General features: G+C 46.9%; 16 protein-coding genes and 1 CRISPR repeat array. Of the genes, 10 read left to right on the top strand and 6 right to left on the bottom strand.

All coding sequences use genetic code 11. The features are described 5' to 3' along the window. Positions 1-6: 6 nt before the first annotated feature. Positions 7-1,326 carry a peptide-methionine (S)-S-oxide reductase MsrA gene (msrA, locus tag HUK38_RS00840; protein ID WP_203218646.1) on the bottom strand — a complete coding sequence of 440 codons (1,320 nt, stop codon included), beginning with the start codon at positions 1,324-1,326 and terminating at the stop codon, positions 7-9. A 217-nt stretch (positions 1,327-1,543) separates the two neighbouring features. Between msrA and HUK38_RS00835 the strand changes: the two genes are divergently transcribed. Then, entirely contained in the window at positions 1,544-3,547 is a 2,004-nt protein-coding gene (locus HUK38_RS00835) for a methyl-accepting chemotaxis protein (protein ID WP_182581884.1), read from the top strand. Between the two features lie 369 nt (positions 3,548-3,916). On the opposite strand, the gene bamC is transcribed toward HUK38_RS00835, so the two are convergent. After that, positions 3,917-5,137, bottom strand: coding sequence for an outer membrane protein assembly factor BamC (gene bamC / locus HUK38_RS00830; RefSeq protein WP_203218645.1), 1,221 nt, complete (start codon positions 5,135-5,137; stop codon positions 3,917-3,919). Positions 5,138-5,197: 60 nt separating this feature from the next. Next, a complete protein-coding gene (gene dapA / locus HUK38_RS00825; protein WP_182581883.1) occupies positions 5,198-6,088 on the bottom strand; it encodes a 4-hydroxy-tetrahydrodipicolinate synthase in 891 nt (296 codons plus the stop codon). 718 nt (positions 6,089-6,806) lie between these two features. On the opposite strand from dapA, the gene HUK38_RS00820 reads away from it, so the two are divergent. Further along, entirely contained in the window at positions 6,807-8,378 is a 1,572-nt protein-coding gene (locus tag HUK38_RS00820; RefSeq protein ID WP_182581882.1) for a methyl-accepting chemotaxis protein, read from the top strand. Positions 8,379-8,388: 10 nt separating this feature from the next. On the opposite strand, the gene HUK38_RS00815 is transcribed toward HUK38_RS00820, so the two are convergent. After that, positions 8,389-10,002, bottom strand: a complete 1,614-nt coding sequence (locus HUK38_RS00815; protein WP_182581881.1) for a diguanylate cyclase — start codon at positions 10,000-10,002, stop codon at positions 8,389-8,391. A 68-nt stretch (positions 10,003-10,070) separates the two neighbouring features. After that, positions 10,071-11,384 (bottom strand): ABC transporter substrate-binding protein, encoded by a 1,314-nt coding sequence (locus HUK38_RS00810; protein WP_182581880.1) that lies wholly within the window; start codon positions 11,382-11,384, stop codon positions 10,071-10,073. Between the two features lie 46 nt (positions 11,385-11,430). Here HUK38_RS00810 and HUK38_RS00805 point away from each other — a divergent pair, with 46 nt between their 5' ends. Beyond that, positions 11,431-11,697 carry a dual-action ribosomal maturation protein DarP gene (locus HUK38_RS00805; protein ID WP_182581879.1) on the top strand — a complete coding sequence of 89 codons (267 nt, stop codon included), beginning with the start codon at positions 11,431-11,433 and terminating at the stop codon, positions 11,695-11,697. A gap of 90 nt (positions 11,698-11,787) precedes the next feature. Further along, positions 11,788-13,383 carry a penicillin-binding protein activator gene (locus HUK38_RS00800; RefSeq protein WP_182745101.1) on the top strand — a complete coding sequence of 532 codons (1,596 nt, stop codon included), beginning with the start codon at positions 11,788-11,790 and terminating at the stop codon, positions 13,381-13,383. 113 nt (positions 13,384-13,496) lie between these two features. On the opposite strand, the gene HUK38_RS00795 is transcribed toward HUK38_RS00800, so the two are convergent. Beyond that, positions 13,497-14,495 (bottom strand): HNH endonuclease, encoded by a 999-nt coding sequence (locus HUK38_RS00795; protein WP_182581877.1) that lies wholly within the window; start codon positions 14,493-14,495, stop codon positions 13,497-13,499. A gap of 178 nt (positions 14,496-14,673) precedes the next feature. On the opposite strand from HUK38_RS00795, the gene HUK38_RS00790 reads away from it, so the two are divergent. From HUK38_RS00790 to HUK38_RS00765, 6 genes are all read left to right on the top strand, one after another. Next, complete coding sequence (locus HUK38_RS00790; protein ID WP_182581876.1) at positions 14,674-15,039, top strand: YraN family protein; 366 nt, start codon at positions 14,674-14,676, stop codon at positions 15,037-15,039. Continuing rightward, complete coding sequence (locus HUK38_RS00785; protein WP_203218644.1) at positions 15,020-15,751, top strand: BON domain-containing protein; 732 nt, start codon at positions 15,020-15,022, stop codon at positions 15,749-15,751. The genes HUK38_RS00790 and HUK38_RS00785 overlap by 20 nt, the downstream gene beginning before the upstream one ends. A gap of 262 nt (positions 15,752-16,013) precedes the next feature. Beyond that, positions 16,014-16,889, top strand: coding sequence for a hypothetical protein (locus tag HUK38_RS00780; RefSeq protein WP_182581875.1), 876 nt, complete (start codon positions 16,014-16,016; stop codon positions 16,887-16,889). Then, positions 16,864-17,928 (top strand): hypothetical protein, encoded by a 1,065-nt coding sequence (locus tag HUK38_RS00775; protein WP_182581874.1) that lies wholly within the window; start codon positions 16,864-16,866, stop codon positions 17,926-17,928. The genes HUK38_RS00780 and HUK38_RS00775 overlap by 26 nt, the downstream gene beginning before the upstream one ends. A gap of 58 nt (positions 17,929-17,986) precedes the next feature. Then, complete coding sequence (locus tag HUK38_RS00770) at positions 17,987-18,958, top strand: hypothetical protein (RefSeq protein WP_238787346.1); 972 nt, start codon at positions 17,987-17,989, stop codon at positions 18,956-18,958. Positions 18,959-19,012: 54 nt separating this feature from the next. Continuing rightward, complete coding sequence (locus HUK38_RS00765) at positions 19,013-20,416, top strand: FAD-binding oxidoreductase (RefSeq protein WP_182581872.1); 1,404 nt, start codon at positions 19,013-19,015, stop codon at positions 20,414-20,416. A gap of 272 nt (positions 20,417-20,688) precedes the next feature. Next, positions 20,689-23,436: direct repeats of the CRISPR family, unit length 37 nt; unit sequence GTTGCAACCCAATATCCATTACAACAAGGATTGAAAC. Positions 23,437-23,472: the final 36 nt, after the last annotated feature.

The following is a 23,472-nucleotide window of genomic DNA, read 5'->3' as shown; positions in this document are numbered from 1 at the left end:
CTTTCATTACTCCGCCGCTGGGGTTAATTGATCTGGAATAAAGCGCAGGACGTGGCTGTTAATACAATATCTTTGTCCCGTCGGGGCGGGTCCGTCATTAAACACATGCCCCAAATGAATGCCAGAACTGGCGCTGCGCACTTCAGTCCGTTTCATACCGTGACTCTCATCTTCATGCAGCGTCACTGCACCGTTAATTGGTTGAAAAAAGCTCGGCCAACCGCTGCCGCTATTAAACTTACTATCACTGCGAAATAACGCCGCACCAGTGAGTGGATCAATATAAGTGCCGGGCGTATGTTGATCGAGTAAATTGCCAGTGAATGGACGTTCTGTGCCGTGTTGATAGGCAATGTGTTGCTCTTCGGGCGTTAATAATTGTTCACCCAACCAGCGCCAAAACGCCGCCGGCTGCCCCTGATAACCCGTGAAGCGCGCCACCTCGGTTGCGTCACGAAATAACACAACGGTCGGCGTCGCCCACAACGGCTGCGCCAGCGTCCACCCGTCCGGCAATTGCGTACTGGTTGTGGTGATGATCGGCACCGTTCCTGCCCAATTCGCGGCAATATCGCGGTCAAATTGCGCACAATAGCTGCATTGAATGCTGGCAAACACGATCAACTGCTGGGCGCGTGATAAATCAGTTACTTGCACCGCCGCCGCCGAACTTGCAGTTGAAGGCGGCGTTGATTTAACCGCCGTCGGGAATTTGACGCCAATGCCGCCCAGCCCGCAGTAACCGCTCGGATTGCGCACCAAATACTGCTGATGTTCGGGTTCGGCGGGGTAAAATTGCGTCAACGCGGCAATTTCCGTCGTAATTTTGCCAAAACCCGCCGCCGTCAGCGCCGTTTGATACGTTGCCCGCGTCATTTCCGCCACTTTTTGCTGCGCTGGGGCGGTGAAATAGATCGCGCTGCGGTAATTGGTGCCGATGTCGTTGCCCTGCCGATTACCCTGCGTGGGGTCGTGATTTTCCCAAAACGTCGCCAATATCTGCGCCAAACTAATCTGCCCCGGGTCGAATGTCACCTGCACCACCTCGGCGTGATTGCGCACAGTTGGGCGGCGCTCGTCGGCTAACACCTGATAATAACTGGGATTTTCCCGCTCACCGCCGGCGTAACCCACCGAGGTCGCCACCACGCCCGGCAGTGCGGCAAGGCGTTTTTCCGCCCCCCAAAAGCAGCCCATGCCCAGTACGATGCGCTCGTGGGCGGCGGTGGCGTCAATTGGCGCAGCCATTGCTGCTTTACCTGTCCAGGACGTGAATACGGCAATGGCTAATACAATAGTTAAACTCAATAACAATCCAATAGACATGATTTGTCCTCCAACAGCAATTTAGTGATAACATATTTTAAAAAGCATCGTGGTGACGCACAGCAGAATAAATAAACTGCCGTGATTTAACGTCATCATGTGACGCTGAATTGATAAACATGCGTTGTGACGACGACGTGTGCAGTATTTTGTGTGTTAATCGTCATTATTCAAGTGAACCCAATCACTCTATTCCACTCACCCCCAGGTTTTTGCTATGAATGCGGTTTCTCTTTCTGCACCTTCTTTTGGTATTGCACCACCTAAAGATATTAAAAAGCACTTTAGTCTGAGTGCTAAAGTGACCACTGTATCCATTATTACTACGCTACTGTTTATTTTGATTTTGGGCGGCTATATTCAATACTTTCGCGCCCAGTTAATTGAACAAAGTAGTGCTAATTTAGCCACGTCCTTACAAACCCAAATTGATTTATCTATTCAGTACAAACTGGATTTATTGGTCACTAATGCCATTTCAATCACGCACAGCGATTCAATTATTATGGCATTGCAAGCTGACAATGTGGTGCTGTGTGAACGCGAATTGCAGCATTTAACTGACGAATTCAAAACTGCTGATTTTCAAGGAGTGCGCTTTCATGTCATTCGCGCCGACATGACCAGTTTTTATCGCAGTTTTTCTACCGACCGCAATGATGACGTGTCATTTCGCGCCATGCTGCGCCAAGTGGCAACAAGTAAAAAACCCGTTGCGGGTGTTGAATTAGGGCGCGAAAGCGTCGCATTACGCGCCATTGCCCCGGTCTTTGATGGCAATAACAAGTTAATTGGCATGGTGGAAACCATGATGGGCGTTGGCAGTATTAGCCGTGAATTGCGCAATCAAAATAGTTTTTACATGTTATTAGTGAAACGTGATGTCGTGGATGAAGCGCAGTTTCGAGCCAAAGCCGGTGGACTTGAAATTGGCCGCAATTATTTTGCAGCAAACGATAAATGGTTTGATGCCGACACCATTGCTTTTGCGCGCAATGCGAATGATGCCACATTAGACAGTTTCACCACGCAATTAACTGATGACTACTTTTTTGCGGCCGCGTCCGCCCGCACTACCGATGGCAAGGTGTATGGAATTCATTTAACGGGAATGCCGCGAGCGCAGTATGAAAGCAATCTAAAAGCAGTATTTGAATTAGCCAATCATTTATTATTTGGTATCATTATTTTGTTAGTTGTGATGACGGGATTGATGTTGGGGTTATTACGCTATCTAGTGGTGAATCCAATTAACGCCCTTAGCACGTTTTTACTCAACTTGGGCTATGATTTAACCCAGCGGTTTCATTGGACCAGCCGCGATGAAATTGGACAAATCAGTCACAGTGTCAATGCGTTATTAGCCCGGTTGCAACATTTATTAGCGCAAGTGACCACCGAAATTAACGCTGTCGTTGAGGCGTCAAATACATTGAATCAGGTGTCGCGCCAAGTGAATAATAGTGCCGATAATACTTTGCAACAGACAACGAGTGTAGCAACGGCGAGTGAAGAATTGAGTTTGACCAGTAATGAAATTGCGCACAGTTGTCATGTCGCAGTTGATAATGCTGCGCATGTTGTGAGTCTTACGCATGATGGTTTTAAGGCGGTGCGGGAAACGGTGACTGGTATTAAACGGCGGCGTGGTGGAATGCGTAAAAATGCCGAGGTAATGACTTCATTATCCGAACGTTCTAAACAAATTGATAGTATTGTGGCAACGATTGATGAAATTGCCGGTCAAACCAATTTATTGGCATTAAACGCGGCAATTGAAGCAGCGCGAGCGGGTGAAATGGGGCGGGGATTTGCGGTGGTGGCGGATGAAGTGCGTGCATTAGCGGGACGCACTACGCAGGCGACTAAAGAAATTAACTCCATGATTACGGCAATTCAGGCGGATACGCAGGCGGCAATGCAGGCGCAGGAGGCGAGTGCCAGTGATGCCGAAAAAGGGGCCGCGCAGGCGGAAGAAATGGAAACTATGTTGCATGGTACGCTGGCGCAGGTGGATCAGGTCAAGCAGCAAATTGACCAAATCGCCACCGCGGCGGAGGAACAGACCTGTGTGACGGCGGAAATTGCCAATAATTTGGCGTCAACCACTCATGCAACCGAAAGAAGTGCCGTGGCCGCTGCTGAATTGGCTAAATCTGCGCATAATTTGGATGGATTAGCTGATAAATTGCGGCGTTTGATCGCACAATTTCAGTTTTAGTCGGTTGGGTTGTGTACCTGGCACGCGATTGATGATAAATGACCAATCCAAGCGGCACACAACCCAACATTTCCCCACCCACCCATTCAAACCTAACCCAATTCATTTAACGCTTGATTGAATTGGAATTAACCAACCGCCGCCGGAACATCGGGTAGCGCTGTTGAGTTATTCAGTTAATACCCGCCGCCGTGGAATGACGATGCGTGTTAAAAATGATTGTCGGTTAATAAACACTGAACAGCCGTGAAATTGCGGAAAGGATCAGAATGGCATTGAATAGAATATTCAATAAAAGGCCATAGAGACTGCCAAAATGATGCGAAATAAAAAGCGGGATCGTCGTGCCGCAACTTATTACATTGATTATTATCGCAGCGCCTCTTCCACCAATCCTAAAATCCGCCCAGCCGTCGTGGTGGTATCCGCCGCGCCGTTGGCATCGTGAACCGTGACGCGAGTGGCGCCGCCCTGTTGTTCGACCAAACGCACCTGATATTGCTCAACTTTGCGATCTTTATTCGTCTCTTTCCAAAATGCCAAGCGCGACGTTAGCCCAGTATTCGCCATCGGCTCGCGATTAGGATCATCATAGCGGACAAAAAAGATGCCCTTGCTGCGGTCACGGTCAGCCACCGCAAATCCCGTTCGATCCAGCGCCAATCCCACCCGCCGCCACGCATCGGCAAAGGGTTGTGGCATTAACAACTCCGCCCGTTCATTAGTCACGGTTAATTGCGCTTTGGAGCGGGATGATGGCGCTGTGGTTAATTCAGAAGCAGCGGCCGCTTCATTACCCGGCGCGGCAGTTAATAATTGACGAGCGCGCTGGTCATTCACGCCTAAATGCAGCATTAATCGCCGCATCATTGCCACTTCTTTATCAGGATCACTGGCGCTCGGTTCCCAAATGCTATTGGTATCCTGCCCGAGTGCATTATTCACCAGCCGCTCTTGCATTCCGTGATGCGTTAAAAAGATTTCACTGGTTTCGGGTGTATTGCCGGTATCTAATCGCACTCGGTATTGATCGCGGGTGCCGGATGAGTACATGCCATCCACGACCTTGCGAAACAAGTTCGTCACCATATCTTTTTGAATATCGGCACGATTTTCAATCCAATCGGTTTTAATAATTCCCGTTGTCGGGCTTTGTTCTAATAATAAAATGCCCTGCTGGCGCCAAAAGGTAATCAATTGCGGCCACACCCGCTGTGGTGACGCTTGAATCACTAACCAGCGTTTATCACCAGAGCGCGCCAATGTCACGCCCGCCACCATCGGTAATACCGCTGAATTGATGGGTGATGATTGAGCGGATGCGGTTGTTTGCTGGGCGCGCCCCGACGTGTAATTTGAATAGGTCGCGGTGCCATTCGCGGCGGGAATATCCAGTGCGTCATCAAAATTGACCGCTGTCAAATCTGGCGGTAATTCGAGATTCTCCCGCGCTTCGGTTTGTTTTTGATATTGCAACCGTTGGTCGGGCAGGTATTGATCTAATTGGGTGCTGCTACAGCCTGCCAATCCTAACAATAACCCGTACACTAATAAAAAATGAGCGCGTGATGACGACATCTGAATCAACATGGTTATTACAAATGAACGCGGCTAATCGAAATAACCCGCATGATAAAGTTAATTAACATATCATTCACAGACGCCGGCGTGAATTAACGCAGCGCGGACTCTGGCATGGCAATCTTCGGTCAACCAGGTGAGTGGTAGGCGAATACCGGCTTGGCATAAACCCAATTGCGCAACCGCCCATTTAACGGGAATGGGATTGGATTGCACGAAGAGCGCCTGGTGCAATTGATCTAATTGCGCGTTGATGGTGGTGGCGGTCATTTGATCGCCGGCCAGCGCGGCGTCACACAGCGCCCGCATGGCGGCGGGGGCGACGTTGCTGGTGACGGAAATCACGCCATCGCCGCCGCCGAGCATGAAGGCGCAGGCGGTGGCGTCGTCACCACTGTAGAGCAAAAAATCCGCGCCGCACTGGGCGCGCAATTCACGAGCGCGGTCGAGGTTGCCGGTGGCGTCTTTGATGCCAATGATGTTGGGCAATTCTGCCAGCCGAGCGGTGGTCTCGGGTAGCAGATCACAGGCGGTGCGCCCGGGGACGTTGTATAAAATCTGTGGAATATCAACCGCTTCGGCGATGGCGCGGTGATGTAGGTATAAACCTTGCTGGGTGGGTTTGTTGTAATAGGGTGTGACCAGTAGCGCGGCGTCTGCCCCCGCGTGTTGGGCGCAAGTGGTTAAACGGATGGCTTCGGTCGTTGAATTAGCGCCCGTGCCGGCGATGACGGGAATGCGGCCGGCGACGTATTCGACGGTTTTGGCAATCACACGGCAATGTTCGTCCTCATCCAGTGTGGCGGATTCGCCGGTGGTGCCGACGGAGACAATGGCGGCGGTGCCTTGCGCAATGTGAAATTCCACTAATTGCTGCAATTGCGGCCAATCCAATTCACCAGTGGGCGTCATGGGGGTCACGAGCGCGACAATACTGCCACGAATACGGGTCGGATTCATATCAAATGGCTCTCCGCAGGTGCGGTGAATAACGAAAAAATAACGGTGGCAACGCGCACTGGTTGCTGCTTGGGTGATGATACGCTGTGGGAGTGAGGTAATCAATAGCCAATGACAGTGTGTTATCAATCATCACTTGATAATTATAGATCATTAAGAAAACGCGGCGCGGTTGGTTGATTTTTTATAACTGTCCAGCCTATTCTATTGGCAAAAAACGTCATTTTACAGGGGCGCAGCAATTAAGAATTCTTAGCTAAACTAATCAAAGATTCTCGCGCCGCTCGAAATAACAAGCGCCACCCGCCGTTAAAAGGGAAATAAGTTAAACTGGAGGGCCGGTTTATTTATTGTGCAATGCGGAATTGGTTGCATCTGTGTTAAAATAAAATCAACGCCATGTTTAATAATACAGTTTCAGCCACCGATGTTTGCACAAGATAACCAACTTGAACAACTCCGCACCCGATCATTGGGATTAATTTTTGCTTGTCCATTCAATCAAAATAATCCAGATGATTGTCCACTACATACGGTTCGTCAATGCAGTATAACTGAACGCACTGCTTGGTTAAACGCACTGTCGGTTGCGCAATTACAAGCATTATATCAATTTCACTGTTACTGTCTTGCCTGCCGTGAAATGAATTAACCTGCGCTTCCGTTGCCTATTACTCAACTATAACATCCCTGATTTTATTAAACATGACCAATCATTATGAAAATAAACCTGCCAGTTACCGGCAAAGAAAATGATTACCCCGCATCACATATTCTTGTCTCCGTGACTGATACCAAAGGGATCATTACTTATTGCAATCGCGCTTTTGTCGCTGTCAGTGGCTTTGATGAAACGACGTTGTTGGGCGCTAGTCATAATATCGTGCGTCATCCTGATATGCCTGCTGCTGCATTTAAACAACTGTGGGACACGGTTAAAAGCGGTAAATCATGGCGGGGGATTGTTAAAAACCGCTGTCAGAATGGCGATCATTATTGGGTAGATGCCTATGTCACTCCAGTTTATGATGGCGATACACTCACTGGTTATCAATCGGTGCGAGTTAAACCAACCCGCCTGCAAATCCAAGAAGCCGATGCGCTCTATGCCAAAGTACGGGCGCGGCAATTAACGGAATTACCGCAATCCTGGTGGCCGGATATTGGCTATCAAACACAGTTAATGATGAGTTTTATGTTGACTGGGATTGGCGCGGTGGCGGCCGGCTGGTTGAACAATATTTGGATTGGTGTTGCCACGCTGGCATTCGGTTTGACCATTGCCTATTGGCTGGCAAATACTCTATTGCAACCTGTACAAACAATTATGATTGCCGCCAAAAAGATCGCCGGTGGTGATTTAACCTATGCCATTAGTATTAACCAAACGAATGAAGTTGGTGCGATTTTACAAGCAATTAAAATGCTGCAAGCGCGACTGGCAACGGTGATTGGTCATTTACAAGAATCCATGTCATTATTAACCAATGCGACGCGTGAAATGACCGAAGCGACGACTGCCACACATCAATTGATGGGGCAGCAGCATCACGAAACCGATATGGTGGCAATGGCAATGAATGAAGTGTCAATAACGGTCACCGATGTGGCGCGTAATACGGTTGCTGCCGCCGATGCCGCGCATCAAGCCAGTATTGAAGCCCATGCAGGCCACCAATTAGCGCATCATACAATGAGTGTGATTGACCAATTAGCAATGATTGTAACTGAAGCGACAGCCGCAATTGAAAATTTAGGTGAAAATGCGAATCACATTGGCAGTATTGTGGGCGTCATTCACGAAATTGCCGATCAAACCAATTTATTAGCATTAAATGCGGCAATTGAAGCAGCGCGGGCGGGTGAACAAGGGCGCGGGTTTGCGGTAGTAGCAGATGAAGTGCGTGCATTAGCCAAGCGCACTCAAGAATCAACGCAAACAATTCAAGACATGATTCACTGCTTGCAAAATGGTGTGCAGAGTGCCGTGACCATTATGGGACGTGGGCGGCAACAAGTGATAAATAGTGTGAATGCGGTGCGTCAAACGGGTGATGCACTCAGCGCCATTGTGAATGCCGTCATGTTAATTAACGACATGAATACACAGATTGCAACCGCCGCTGAACAACAATCCGCTGTTGGTGAAGAAATGAATCGCAATGTGGTGAGTATTCGTGATTTAGCTGAACAAACGTTAATGAGTGCTGATCGGGTGGTGGCGGCGTGTGATCATCTTGATGATTTAGCACAACGATTAAATAAAATGGTTAATCAATACCGTATATAAACGATTAAACTCATGGAGTTTTTGATAGCTGTTCTATTGTCTCACTCGCCATGCAATTGCGCCCATTTTCTTTAGCACGATACAATTGACGATCCACTGCATTTAATAACAACATTGCCGATACATTTGAATTACAATACGCTGAAATCACGCCTAAACTAGCCGTGACGCATGGTGCAACGTGAGAGAATTGATGTGGAATGGCAGCCGTCACAATGGTATGGCGAATGGTTTCAGCAATCATCTCCGCGCCGGCTAATGGCGTATTAGGTAAAATACAAACGAATTCTTCACCACCATAGCGCGCCACAAAATCTGAGGTGCGCGTAACGCTTTGACTTAATAATTGCGCGATTTGACGTAAGCATTCATCGCCCTGCGCATGACCGTAGTTATCATTATAGAATTTGAAAAAATCCACATCTAATAAAATCAACGATAACGGCGCCCCTGAGCGAATATGGCGCGTATGTTCACGATGCAACACTTCATCAAAATGTCGCCGATTGGCAATACCCGTTAAGCCATCAATGCGTGTGAGTGCCGCTAATTGCCGATTGGATTCCATCAGTTCTTCCGTGCGCTCCCGAATACGTTGCTCTAATGTTTGATTGGCTTGCAATAACGCATTTTCTGAATGCTGCAAACTGTCCGTCATTGTATTAATAGACTGTGCCAATTCACCAATTTCATCTTTAACATCGATTGTTGCCCGAACACTACGCGCCCCAGTGGCAATGTGTTTGGTCACGCCAACTAATCGGCTAATCGGCGTGGTGATTTGCACAAATAAAAAGTTTTTAATTTTCTGTGCGGCGACCAGTGACATCCCAAACATCAAAATCATCATTAGATTTGCATTGAAAATACGCTGCCGAATATGTTGGCGACTTTGGTTTTCGAGCGCCACACTCATTTGATACACTTCATCGCTCAACATCAATAATTCTTTTTCTGTTTGTACAGTTTGAATAGACTGTTGAATAAAACGTTCAAACATGGACACATAATCACGCGCATCCCGCATAATTCGGAAAAAAGCACGTTGTTCACTATTGTCTGGGCGCGGTATGGCATGGGCGCGTTCAGCATCGGTCATTAATTGTTCAGCAATAGTGCGCAATCGGGTTGCCGCCGGTAAGGTATTGGTTAATGCCACTTCTTGTCCTTGCCACTGAATGTTTAACACCTGACTAATGATATTGGTTAATTCGTTGCTATTAAATAATCCCGTCTGATATGTGCGCATGGTTGACAGGGTGCTAACCAGATTACGCCCTAATGTGATGGTGCTATTTTCTAATGCCGCCATTTGATCGCGTTCAATCACAAATTTTTGAAATTTAACACGAAATCGGTCAAGTTGACTATTGATACCCGTGCGGCTCAATTCAAATTCAACGCGGCCACGATCTTTTAACCACGCATGAATTGTTTCTAGTAACGCATATACTTGATTAGCATGTTCGCGTGAATGTGTGCGGGAAAAATGATTCGCTGCGATATTGACTTGATTAACAATGCGAATCACACGCTCAATACGGCTGCAATACTCCATTTGCCGATTGACCGACAACATAATAAGATTTGCCGCCACTGCGTTGATTGAAATTAGTATCATCATCACCGCAAAACTCAATTGGAGTTTTTGGCGAAATGTTAGACGTGCAAGATAGTTGGCAATCATTACAATTATTGAGATTGGTGTAACGGATTTATGGTAAACCAATGCGCCACATCATCTGCTAATCGCTGTTGTATTTGCTGACGTTCGGCAGGAAATTCGAGGAATTCAGTCATCGCATTAATCCCTAAATCGGCAATGGGGGGTGGGGTAGATAAATCATACGGGAATGCAAAATGCGCACTATGCATGATTTCTTGCATCATTCGTTGGCGCACCGTGTCATACTCCTGCGCTGACACTTTTAAACTCGGCGCTAATGCACCAGCGCCACGACTCATTGCCAACTGTGGGGCGGCTTCGGTCAAAAACACCATCACTTCTTCAGCGCCGTTTTTATTCACAGCGCGACCTGGTACTACTAATCCGTCAATTGGACCGGTGGACACTAATGGAATGATTGGATCAATGATAGGAAATGAAAAAAAGTCAAAATCACGCCCGGCAACCCATTGATGTTGCGCATCTGTCCATTGCCCAATCACCCAACTGCCAACCAATGTCATGGCGGCTTTGCCGGTATACACCAATTCATTCGCGCCAGTATCCCAAGAGAGATCATTTGGTTCGGCATTAAAATAACCACGCTCAATCAATTGCGCCCAGGTCTCAAATACAGCAGTAACAACGGGATTATCATAACCCACTTGCCCTTGCATCAATTGGCTACGAAATGAATAGGGTGCGGTACGCATGAGCAATAAATCAAACCAAAATTGCGCTGGCCATTTTTCGCGTATACCTAATGCAATGGGGATGATTTGCTGGTTTTTCAATTGCTCACATACGACTAGGAATTCATCCCAAGTAGTCGGCGGTGTGATATTGTGTGTATCAAAAATCTTTTTGTTATAGAAAAAACCAATATAATGCTGGGTCAAGGGAACAAAATATTTGTGGCCATCATATTCGCAAGCTGCTTTAATAATCACGGGCGAAAAACACTGATCGAGTTGGTATTGTTGCCACACGCGATCAATGGGCGTTAAATCTTCTAAAATAGATTGGGTGCGGGCGCCGGCCCAATAAGAATATAAATCGGGTGGGCTGGATTTGAGGGTGTAGCGGATGCTGGTTTCAAATGATTCATGATTAATCGCGGTGGGTTTTAGATCATATTGTTGATTGCGGCTATTAAATACAGCCGCCATGTCATTAATACCACCGCTCAAGGAATCCGTAAAATAATGCAAAAAGATGATGCTGGTTTTCACTGACAGCTTGTCTTTGCTATCATCGGTGCGATCACACCCAATCACGCTGATTATTAATATGGCAACGATGACTGTGCGCGCCAATAACCGATCTGTACTGATAATCATCACTAATCCCCTTTGTTTGTTTTATTGTCACTGATGAGTAACAACAATGATAGAATTAGAATCACCGCAACCGCCGAGTAAAAGTCAATTAAAACGTGACCATAAAGCGTTACAAATGCTGGCAAAACGCTTGTGTCATTTGCCGCAAACTGAATTAGCGCAGTGGGCGCTGAGTGATGCAACTCGGGCGGCGCTGGATGAAACAGCGCGGTTAAAAGATCAGCGCGTATTAGGGCGACAGTATAAATGGATTGCAAATTGTTTGCTGCGCGAGGATGCGGCGACGGTGCAAGCATTATTGAATCACTATTAACCATAAACTGGACGAACGGGCGCTGGTCAGCTTTATTATTCACTTGTCACAGTTGCTATCAATCACTGTGTTAATCATTAGCGGGCTTTTATGATGCAATTAACATCTATTCGATTTTATGCTCATCTCACTGGGTTTGTGTGCGTGTTATGTTTAATTATCGCCGGCTGTAGTACATCGCCGCACCGCGATGCACCGAATGCGCTGCGTACGGCTGAATTGGCGTTTAATAACGGGCGGGCAAATGAAGTGATTAGCATTTTAACGCACTCATCGCCGCGTGGTTTATCCCCCGAATTGACGCTGCGCTATTGGGGGTTATTAGCGGCGGCGTATCGCTTTGTTGGGCAGCCGGTGCAAGCTGTTGCACAATTGGATCGCCGCGATGGGTTATATCCGCCATTATCCACCGCCCGGCGGGATAATCAATTGGCAATTTTGACGACATTAAATACATTAAATTCGACGGCATTAAATCATGCGGCGCGGACGGCTGGTAATGAACAGTTGCGTGATTGGATTGATATTGCGCGGTTATTTCGCAGTACTACCAATCATAGTATTGCCGAGGTGAGTTATCAAAGTTGGCGGGCGGCGCATAATCATCATCCGGCATTGCCTGAATTGGCCGAAGTGTATTACGGCGCTCGCGCTGGTCATTATCCGGCGAATAGTCGCGTGGCGGTCTTATTACCGAAAGGCGGGCGGTTTGCGGATGCCAGTCATGCAATTCGCACGGGATTGATGGCGGCTTATGATGCGAATCATTCTGGAGCGCGGCCGTATTTACATGTGCCATCCGCTCAAACGCCAGCGGTGTATGATGCGGCCGTGACGGCGGGCAGTGATGTCGTTATTGGTCCATTAGAAAAAACGGCGGTGGATGAATTAGTGAGTCGGCGGGAATTGCCGGTACCGACCTTAGCACTTAATCGTATTTCGGATGATTCACCGAATAGCGGGCGGCAATTAAACCTGCCGGATCAATTGACGTTGTTTGCATTATCCCCCGAAGATGAGGCAATTAACGCGGCGCAATATGCGTGGGCGTCGGGATTGCGCAGTGCATTATTATTAGCGCCGCAGGGGCAATGGGGAACGCGCTTGGCGAGTGCATTTCGCAGTGCATTTCGTGCATTGGGCGGGACGGTGGTGCGCGAGCAGGTGTATGGCGCGACCTCGGGTGGTTATGGCGCGGCAATTGGGAGTTTATTAGCGGGATCAAAAGCGGATGTGATTTTTGTGGTGGCGACGAATACGGTCATTGATGAATTATGGCCGCTATTAGAACAGGCGAATCGAACGCAATTGCCGGTCATTACCACTTCACATGTGCATGATGGATTGAATAATGTGGTGCGCGAATCAGGTTTAATTGGGTTGTATTTCGTGGATATTCCCTGGTTATTAGAGCAGAACGCGGCTGATCCATTAACCCGTGAGCAATTGCAGGCGACGTTGCCGGGTGTGACGGGGCCATTGGCGCGGCTATACGCGATGGGCATAGATGCGTATCGAGTTGCGCCGTATGCGGCGGCGTTGCGGCAGGATCCGGGGTTGGTATTTAGCGGCGCGACGGGTGAATTAAGCGTGGATCCGCAGGGTGTGATGGTGCGGCAATTAGCGTTGGCGCAATTCACAGCGACTGGGGTGCGGCGGGTGCAGCAGGTGGGGCGTGGTAATTAAAACTCAATAATGGGTGCTGCTTACGGCGGTATAAAACGAATGTTTTGTTCACATCTCAGCAGTAAGCAGCGTGTCACCTTTTATTTCGGTGTATTTAAACAGGGGCGGATCATTTATGATGAAGTTAACCAATTTTCCGCACCGGTAACACCGGCGGCATCCCATCTTTCCTGTAAATAATCAGAATCGAGTTCATTGTCATTATCCTGCCGTTCTATAATATGTTTACCTTTCAAATCCTTGTATTCTGTTCTACTACGAAGTTGAGGAGAGACCGCTATTTTTTTCGTGTCAGGATTGATTGCAATTAAATTTGCATCAAACAGGCGTCGTAAGTCTGACCTTAGTAAAATCCCGTTTTCTAGTTCAAAGCCACCTGCTTTACTAATACGCACTGCTTCTATCACCTCGGGCGTTGTTTCTCCGGTAATGACGCATTGGCAATCATACAAACGTAGCAGGCGTAATCGAAAATCGGCTTGGTCTCGCCTTTCTTTACCAACTTGACTGTGATTTATTACTAATTCATTTTTATTGACCATTCCATGTTTTTCAAGCATTGCTTTTGTAAGTTCTATAAAACTGTCACACAAACAGTCCCATTTTTTATTTTCAACAAGCACTTTGCTGATTAATTTCTCGTCTTGATGAACAAAATTTAATTGTTGTCTTAATTCACAGTAATTTTTATAATTAGCTGTTTCTCTATCTACTGGCGACAGATGCAACCATTTGAAAACTTCTATATTTTCAGCTTTTGTAGGCCGATTTAAATACCATAAAAAACTAGAAACATCGTTTGTCACAAGCAGCGATAGATCAAGTTGAAACACATAAGGACGCGGTTCATTTTCGTTGAAAAATATGATGTAAAAACGACGTGGAACTTCGGGTGTATCGCGCCACTCCAAAAACTTAATGCTGTAATTTTCTTCTATCTTGATAGTTAGATAAACTTTTTCTCTGTTCTCATAATATCCACCGCGTTCGATCTGCTGATCAGTAAAACCAAAGGCTTGTGTTATTTCGTTCATTAACTCATAGCCCAAATTTTTATAAAATGCGTGATAGTTTTCCATTTTTAGCCCCTTCATTAAATTCAGATTTTTCACTCAATAACACAAACGATCACACACACGAATTTGAAGTCGTTATATGATCGTGTTGCCAGTATAATACGTCGAAAACAGTTCTGCAAAATTCAGCCGTATCGCCCGCCCTGCTTTTGTCAAGCACCGTGTCCACGTCACATCTGCAAATTAAACCTTGTCATTATCCTGCCGTTCTATTATGCAACCGCTGTCACACTTTGCTAAAGGCCTTGCGTATGAACAACACGCCTGTTTATTCCTTGAACAACGCGGGTTGGAATTAATTATGCGCAATTATCGCTGCCGCGCTGGGGAATTAGATTTAATCATGCGCGATGGTGACACGCTCGTTTTTATTGAAGTGCGTTATCGCGCCAATCATTCTTTTGGTGGCGCGACTGCCAGCGTGACACTGCGCAAACAACAGCGGTTAATTGCCGCCGCGCAACGCTATTTACAACAATACCCAAGTGATGATCCGTGCCGCTTTGATGTGATTGCCATTAACGGCAACGGGCAATGCACCTGGTTGAGGAGTGCGTTTCATGTTCACGACGCCAATTAACACCCCGCCGCTTTCGCCACTCAATTACCACAGCCCGACAATTAATCACAGCAGCACATCAACATTGAATAATGACACTATGGCAACAAATAATCATACCTCCACATCGCCTAATTATCGCGCAATGGCCGTGCGGTTAATGTTAATGGGTAGCATGGTGCCATTACTCACCAGTTGCGCCGGTCCATTATTAGTCGCCGGTGCTGCGTATGGTGGCGTGGTCTTACATGAACGGCGCAGTGCGCAAACGGTTTTAACTGATGAAACCATTGAATGGCGGGCGCGGGCGTTGTTATTGCAATATCCGAGTATTAATGATTACGCCGATATTAACGTCACCAGTTATAATCGCAATGTGTTATTAACGGGTGATAGTCAAGGTGAGCGGGCGCGGCGGCAATTCGCGCAATTAGTTAGTCGCCTGCCACAAGTGAAGCAGGTATTTAATGAAGTGCGCGTTGGGACGGCGGCGCGGAGTGCCGGGCGGGTGACGGAAGATGAGTATTTAAGTTCCCGCGCTAAATTGGAATTAGCGGGAATTAACTTGCCCGGATTTGATCCATTGCGGGTGAAAATTGTGGCGCATGACGCGACGATTTATTTAATGGGTGTGGTGACGGATTTGGAGGCGGAGGCGGTGGTGCGCAAGGTGCGGCGTATTCCCGGAGTGAAGCACATTGTGCGGCTGTTTCAATATGTGAATCTTGATTAAATCCCCTGTCCCCTATTCATAAAGCAGGGCTGTTAAGTTCTTCGGTTAAGACAGGTGTCATTCCCGCGAAAGCAGGAATTCAGAATGCGCTGTCGCTTCAAAGTCAGCGCACCTGAAGAATCTCAACAAGATAATTAAGATTTTTCACTTTGCTTGACAGACTAAACGCCTCTTTTGAAATAGATTGAGTCGCAACCAAATCATTTTTGGCAGTCAATTCAATCAACGCCCAAACACTGATTATTTCACCTGAGTTATTCCCATGCGCATTGCCAATCCAATCTACGATTCAGTTTTCAAGTATTTATTAGAAGACAATCAACTTGCCAAACTTATCATTTCAACAATTCTTGGCGAGGAAATTACTGAATTAGACTGCCGCCCGCAAGAACACACTGCGCAACTTGCCGTCCACAGTTTAACGGTTTATCGCTTGGATTTTGCTGCGACGATTAAAAATGCGGCGGGTGAATACCGCAAAGTGTTAATTGAAATTCAAAAAGCGAAGTTTGAAACGGACATTATGCGCTTTCGCCGGTATTTGGGCAGTCAATACGCCGACGTCAATAACGTGCGCGTAGATCAGGGGAATAAACAGGCGCTGCCGTTGGTGACAATTTATTTCTTAGGTCATCCATTAAATTATATTACGGCGCCGGTGATTCGGGTTGGGCGCGAGTATTATGATTTAACCACGAATGAATCAATTGCCGAGCGCGAGCCGTTTATTGAAAGTTTGACGCATGATAGTTACATCATTCAAATCCCGCGGTTGCACCAAGACTATCGCAGTGAAGTAGAGGAATTATTGCAGGTGTTTAATCAAGATAAAATCCCGGGGGTTAATAAACATATTTTGGAAATTCAGGAGGATGAAGTTGCCGAGCGCTATCGGCCAATTATTCGGCGCCTGCATCGTGCAATTGCCGAACGGCCGGTAATTGATGCAATGGATGTGGAAGATGAAGTCTTGGAAGAATTGCAGAAATTAGAACGTAAAGCAGATCAGGAACGGATTGAAAAAGAGCAGGCTTTGGCTGATAAAGAATTGGCTTTGATTGAAAAGGAGCAAGCTTTGGCAGAACAACAACGATTATTGGCGTTATTGAAAAATGCGGGAATTGATCCAAACGGCTGATCGTCGGCAGTCAATTCAAACAACGCCCAACACTGATTATTTCACCCGAGTTGTTCCCATGCGCATTGCCAATCCAATCTACGATTCAGTTTTCAAGTATTTATTAGAAGACAATCAACTTGCCAAACTTATCATTTCAACAATTCTTGGCGAAGAAATTATTGAATTAGACTGCCGCCCGCAAGAACACATTGCACAAATTGCCGTCCACAGTTTAACTGTTTATCGCTTAGATTTTGCCGCGACGATTAAAAATGCGGCGGGTGAATACCGCAAAGTATTAATTGAAATTCAAAAAGCGAAGTTTGAAACAGACATTATGCGCTTTCGCCGGTATTTGGGCACTCAATACGCCGACGTCAATAACGTGCGCATCGAGCAGGGGAATAAACAGGCGCTGCCGCTGGTGACGATTTATTTTTTAGGTCATCCATTAAATTATATTACGGCGCCGGTGATTCGGGTCGGGCGCGAGTATTATGATTTGACCACGAATGAATCAATTGCCGAGCGCGAGCCGTTTATTGAAAGTTTGACGCATGATAGTTACATCATTCAAATTCCGCGTTTGCGCCAAGATCATCGTAGTGAAGTAGAGGAATTATTGCAGGTGTTTAATCAAGATAAAATCCCGGGGGTTAATAAACATATTTTGGAAATTCAGGAGGATGAAGTTGCCGAGCGCTATCGGCCAATTATTCGGCGCCTGCATCGTGCAATTGCCGAACGGCCGGTAATTGATGCAATGGATGTGGAAGATGAAGTCTTGGAAGAATTGCAGAAATTAGAACGTAAAGCAGATCAGGAACGGATTGAAAAAGAGCAGGCTTTGGCTGATAAAGAATTGGCTTTAGTTGAAAAAGAGCAGGCATTGGCGGAAAAAGAATTAGCTTTGGCGCAGCAACAACGGGAGCGAATTGAAAAGGAATTTGTGTTGGCAGAAAGAGAACGTGAACGAATTGAAAAAGAATTAGCTTTGGCAGAACAACAACGATTATTAGCGTTACTCAAAAATGCGGGAATTGATCCAAACGGCTGATCGTCGGCAGTCAATTCAATCAACGCCCAACACTGATTATTTCACCCGAGTTGTTCCCATGCGCATTGCCAATCCAATTTATGATTCTGTGTTCAAGTATCTATTAGAAGACAATCAACTTGCCAAACTCATCATTTCCACGATTCTTGGCGAAGAAATTATTGAATTAGACTGCCGCCCGCAAGAACAAATTGCCGTCCACAGTTTAACTGTTTATCGCTTGGATTTTGCTGCGACGATTAAAAATGCGGCGGGTGAATACCGCAAAGTGTTAATTGAAATTCAAAAAGCGAAGTTTGAAACGGACATTATGCGCTTTCGCCGGTATTTGGGCACTCAATACGCCGATGTCAATAACGTGCGCATCGAGCAGGGGAATAAACAGGCGCTGCCGTTGGTGACGATTTATTTTTTAGGTCATCCATTAAATTATATTACGGCGCCGGTGATTCGGGTTGGGCGCGAGTATTATGATTTGACCACGAATGAATCAATTGCCGAGCGCGAGCCGTTTATTGAAAGTTTGACGCATGATAGTTACATCATTCAAATCCCGCGTTTGCGCCAAGATCATCGTAGCGAAGTAGAGGAATTATTGCAGGTGTTTAATCAAGATAAAATCCCGGGGGTTAATAAACATATTTTGGAAATTCAGGAGGATGAAGTTGCCGAGCGCTATCGGCCAATTATTCGCCGCCTGCATCGTGCAATTGCCGAACGGCCGGTAATTGATGCAATGGATGTGGAAGATGAAGTCTTGGAAGAATTGCAGAAATTAGAACGTAAAGCAGATCAGGAACGGATTGAAAAAGAGCGGGCTTTGGCTGATAAAGAATTGGCTTTGATTGAAAAAGAGCAGGCATTGGCGGAAAAAGACCGTGAACGGATTGAAAAGGAATTTGTATTGGCGGAAAAAGAACGGATTTTGGCGCAACAACAACGGGAGTGTGTTGAAAAAGAGCAGGCTTTGGCGGAACAGCAGCGGTTATTGGCGTTATTGAAAAATGCGGGAATTGATCCAAACCAATAATGTCACGATCAATTTTTATTAATCAGATCAATTAAAAACTGAGCAGTTTTGAATATGTCAACTCATCCGCAATTGTCCACGCCGCACCGCTGCGCATTGATTGAGATTGTCGGGGCGGACAATTTGCTGACTAATGCGGCTGACCGCTGGTGTTACGGCTACGACAACAGCCGCCGGCAGGGTGTGCCGCTGGCGGTGGCGTTTGTGACCAGCACCGCGCAGGTGCAGCAGTTACTCAGTTACTGTCACGCCGAGCGCCTGCCGGTGACGGCGCGGGGGGCGGGTACGGGTACGACCGGGGCGACGGTGCCGGAATCGGACGGCATTGTGATTGCGTTTCAGCGCATGAATCAGATCATCACGATTGATCCGGCCAATCGGTTGGCGCGGGTGCAGCCGGGCGTGATTAACGCGCAATTGCAGCAAGCGGTTGGTTTATATGGCTTTTTTTGGCCGCCCGATCCGACCAGCAGCGCGGTTTGCACGATTGGCGGCAATTTGGCGCATAACTCGGCGGGGCCGCGGGCGGTCAAGTACGGGACGCCGCGGGATAATACGCTCGGGTTGACGGCGGTGACGGGTGACGGGACGGTGATTCGTACCGGGGTGATGACGACGAAAGGCGTGGTCGGGTATGACTTGACGCGGCTGATGATCGGGTCGGAGGGGACGTTGGCGCTGATTACTGAGGCGACGTTGAAGTTGACGCCCGCCCCGGCGGCGCGGCGCACGATTCAAATCACTTATGCCGATATTCACGCGGCGGCGGCAGCGGTGGCGGCGATCATGGCGCAGCCGATTACGCCGTGTGCGTTGGAATTTATGGATGCGGCGGCGATTGCGATGGTGCGCGAGTATTCGGATTTGGGGATCGGGGCGGAGGTCGGGGCGTTGTTGATGGTGGAGGTGGATGGGGCTGTGGAGTGTGTGGATGGGGCGGCGGCGGCGGTGACGGCGGCGGCGCAGGTGGCGGGGATGTTGGTGGCGCGGGTAGCGACGACGGCGGATGAGGTGGCGGCGCTGTGGAAGACGCGCAAAGCGTTGTCACCGGCGCTGCGGCATGTGGCGCCGAAGAAGATTAATGAGGATGTGGTGGTGCCGGTGGCGCAGATGGCGCAGTTTGTCGAGCGGTTGGCGGCGCTGGGGCGGGAGTGGGGTATTCGGATCGTGACCTTTGGTCATGCCGGTAATGGCAATATTCATGTCAATGTGCTGCCGGCGGCGGAATATGAATTCGCACGGGCGCGGGAGTGTGTGAGTGCGATTTTTAATACGGTCATTGAATTAGGCGGTACGCTGTCGGGTGAACATGGCGTGGGAATTGAGAAGCGCGAGTTTATTGATCGGGAATTGACGCCGGCCGCAGTGGAGATGATGTGGAAAATCAAACAGCAATTCGATCCGCGGGGGATTTTGAATTGCGGGAAGACGTTGCCAATGTCGGAAGAGATGCGGTAGAATCCTGACGCAGTTGCAACCCAATATCCATTACAACAAGGATTGCAAAAACAAACCGCCAAAGTGTAAAATTTGCTGACAGAAAATTATTTTGGTGGCGCGGCTGAAGTGCTGTAAATGATTGTTTTTAGTGAGAAAAAAAGCACTTTCAAACGTCAAAATTTGGGTCAAAATATGCCGTTTTTCGCAAAATTTCGGTCAAAAATGCCAAAAAGGAGGTCAGAAAATTTTTTGTATTTGCTTGAATTTTGTAGGTTTTTGCCAAAAATGCGGTTGCAACCCAATATCCATTACAACAAGGATTGAAACATGCTGCGACGTTTTTATTAAGTGCGCTGTGAATTGTTGCAACCCAATATCCATTACAACAAGGATTGAAACCTACATAACCTGATACTGACCGTTCGCTTTTTCTGGTTGCAACCCAATATCCATTACAACAAGGATTGAAACCCTGGACATGAACGCTGCGGCAACCACATATCCAGAGGTTGCAACCCAATATCCATTACAACAAGGATTGAAACATAAAGTCATCTTCGTACTGTTCAAAATCACCGCCGTTGCAACCCAATATCCATTACAACAAGGATTGAAACGCTCATTCCATGCAATGGAAAGTGCCGCATTTTTTAGTTGCAACCCAATATCCATTACAACAAGGATTGAAACATGGACGCGATCTGGAATAGCCGCGGGCTAACCGGTTGCAACCCAATATCCATTACAACAAGGATTGAAACTCCGGCTGCTGCCGCGCAATCAACCTCGCGGGCGGGTTGCAACCCAATATCCATTACAACAAGGATTGAAACATGGCCGCGCCTTTATCTCTGGCTCCAATACTGGAACGTTGCAACCCAATATCCATTACAACAAGGATTGAAACCCCGCCCACCCGCCTGGAAGTGATGGCGTGGCATTCAGTTGCAACCCAATATCCATTACAACAAGGATTGAAACTCCACTTGTCGTCGGTTGGATGGAACAGTACTAAATTGTTGCAACCCAATATCCATTACAACAAGGATTGAAACCAATATGACTACAGAAATTCAATTAATCGGTGGGATGTTGCAACCCAATATCCATTACAACAAGGATTGAAACAAGCATCGATCATAGGATCGTTCAAGGCTAAATGTTGCAACCCAATATCCATTACAACAAGGATTGAAACGCAACCGCGTCAAAAGATCGCACGGGCATCTTTGACGGGTTGCAACCCAATATCCATTACAACAAGGATTGAAACCTGCTAAAACAGTGCGTGTCGAAGATAATGCTGTTTGGTTGCAACCCAATATCCATTACAACAAGGATTGAAACGATTCGACGGTCAGCCAATCGCCGCTGTCAGCGCACAGTTGCAACCCAATATCCATTACAACAAGGATTGAAACCGCTGTCATTAAAAAACTCCAATTACCAATCGAGGTTGCAACCCAATATCCATTACAACAAGGATTGAAACCAACGGTGGGTATGTCATTAGCCATTTTGACGCTAAGTTGCAACCCAATATCCATTACAACAAGGATTGAAACAGAGCTAACTCAATCAATTCGCCTTGATTGTGGCAACGTTGCAACCCAATATCCATTACAACAAGGATTGAAACTGCACCCTCTATGGTGAAAGTTAAAGTTAAAAGAAGTTGCAACCCAATATCCATTACAACAAGGATTGAAACACTGGTATCATCTAAGTTAAGTTCGATCATGGTATTGTTGCAACCCAATATCCATTACAACAAGGATTGAAACGTTGGATTGACCTCAGTAACGGCGCACGGAACTCGAGGTTGCAACCCAATATCCATTACAACAAGGATTGAAACCAATGCACAAGCGGGCAATGGCGGCTATTAAAAACGGTTGCAACCCAATATCCATTACAACAAGGATTGAAACATGACAATACCGCGTCAAGTTGACGCATTAGCTTTTTGGTTGCAACCCAATATCCATTACAACAAGGATTGAAACGGTGTTCTAAACCGACAGCCCGGATCATCATTCCACTGTTGCAACCCAATATCCATTACAACAAGGATTGAAACATGTGTTTTGCTGCGCGAACACGCCGTGACATTTGCAGTTGCAACCCAATATCCATTACAACAAGGATTGAAACTGGCCGCCCTTGTGGCCGCCTGACCGCGCATATCGTGTTGCAACCCAATATCCATTACAACAAGGATTGAAACTTCACCAGTAGCGACGGTATAGAAACGAATGATTGCCGTTGCAACCCAATATCCATTACAACAAGGATTGAAACAACGCCGGAAACGGCACGGAGTCTCTCTCATGTTACGGTTGCAACCCAATATCCATTACAACAAGGATTGAAACAGCAATTCTAGTGCCAAAATGCCGTCCTCGGCATTGTTGCAACCCAATATCCATTACAACAAGGATTGAAACGCGGCACGATCATTTTTTTCCTTGGCGCCGCATGCAATGTTGCAACCCAATATCCATTACAACAAGGATTGAAACAACCATGTCAAGTGCGTCCATGGCTTGCATACACCGAGTTGCAACCCAATATCCATTACAACAAGGATTGAAACTCCAAATCCAATTTCTGACTGAACACTCATACGCAAGGTTGCAACCCAATATCCATTACAACAAGGATTGAAACGTCAACTCAATTGACTTAGCAGTCGCCATTCCCTCGGGTTGCAACCCAATATCCATTACAACAAGGATTGAAACTTCTTTAGTAAGGCTACATAATCCTCCTCTTCTATGGTTGCAACCCAATATCCATTACAACAAGGATTGAAACATACGAACACGAAGTGTGTCGCCGCCGATGGTGACTGTTGCAACCCAATATCCATTACAACAAGGATTGAAACCAACAAGCGATTAAATCTTCGCCATTGGGATCAATGAGTTGCAACCCAATATCCATTACAACAAGGATTGAAACCAACAAGCGATTAAATCTTCGCCATTGGGATCAATGAGTTGCAACCCAATATCCATTACAACAAGGATTGAAACGCGAGTGGAGTATCAACGATTTTATTGAACGAATAA

Source organism: Thiospirillum jenense (genome assembly GCF_014145225.1).
Lineage (GTDB): Bacteria > Pseudomonadota > Gammaproteobacteria > Chromatiales > Chromatiaceae > Thiospirillum > Thiospirillum jenense.
Note: the sequence above shows the minus strand (reverse complement) of the source record. Positions and strands in the feature narration are given on the sequence as shown.